Raw genomic sequence first — 1,115 nt, forward strand, 5'->3', positions numbered from 1 at the left:
TGAACAATCCTTGCGACAAGAAGTTAAGCCATTTCTTGATAAACTGGCTCAAAATGAAGAAACTACTCGCCAAGCTCAACATAATATTAAGCGAATTATTCAGAATTATCCGAAGTTAAAAAGTCGCTTAAGGAAGGCTTTGGAGGTGGGAGGTCAAGAGGTTTTAAAGGAGATATTTTATCACCCTGTAATTAAAATTCCTACTAAGATGATTGAGGCTTGGATTAATGAAGATTAATAAATTTTAGAGGGTTAATTGAAATCTTAGTTTTGAGACTTACGTCAATTACAATGAATTCCATCTGCTTATAGCTGAAGGCAGCAGCTTTACGATATAAGTAAATAATGTCATTCTAATGGTTCTCAAGATTGAACTACTTGATAGTTTTAAGCATGTCCCCTTAGACTTTACTAGAGCAAAATTTAATCTCATTGAAGCCTAGTAAAAGTTATGGATATCGAGCTAGAGAAACTTAAAAAAATTGTTAGAGAAGGACAGTTTGGAGCTCTCACCTTAGATACCTCGATTTTTGATGCACAAGGTTTGAAACTGGAGTCAGGATTGCTAAGGCAGTTAGAACAGTTTCAAGATAATTCTACAAGACTGATTCTTTCTGAAGTAGTTAGGGAGGAAGTATTATCACACCTTACAATGAAAGTGAAAGAGGCACAAAAGTTAATTGAAAAGTCTCTGAAACAAGCCAAGGAGCATTTGCGCGTTGAGCCTCAGCATCTTGAAGATATAAAAAAGTTACTTTGTTATGAGCGTAAAGCACAGGAAATTGCGTCTGAGCGATTTAGTCAGTTTGTAAAGCTTACATCTCTAGAAATAGTTGAAGCCCAAGACTATGTAATGGTTAGTGATTTAATACAAAGGTACTTTAAAGCCAAGCCGCCATTCTCGGAAACAGGTAAAAAGAAAAATGAATTTCCTGATGCTATTGCTTTGATGTCTTTGGAGAGATGGGCGAATAAAAACCAAACCAAGATTATTGTTGTAACGTCTGATCAAGACTGGAAAAACTTTTGCCAGGATTCCGAAAGTCTTGTTGCTATTGATGATTTTGCAGAATCTTTAGGGCTATTTCAACTTCAAGATGCTGATGACATCTGTA

General features: G+C 35.7%; 1 protein-coding gene and 1 pseudogene. Both read left to right on the plus strand.

Translation table 11 applies throughout. The annotated features are described in order from the left end of the window. Positions 1 to 238 (plus strand): annotated as a pseudogene (locus F6K23_RS41050) (flotillin family protein); the annotation flags it as partial. 213 nt (positions 239 to 451) lie between these two features. Beyond that, the coding region (locus F6K23_RS41055; protein ID WP_293167030.1) for a PIN domain-containing protein at positions 452 to 1,115 on the plus strand (664 nt) is incomplete at its 3' end.

It is taken from the genome of Okeania sp. SIO2C9 (assembly GCF_010672455.1).
Lineage (GTDB): Bacteria > Cyanobacteriota > Cyanobacteriia > Cyanobacteriales > Microcoleaceae > Okeania.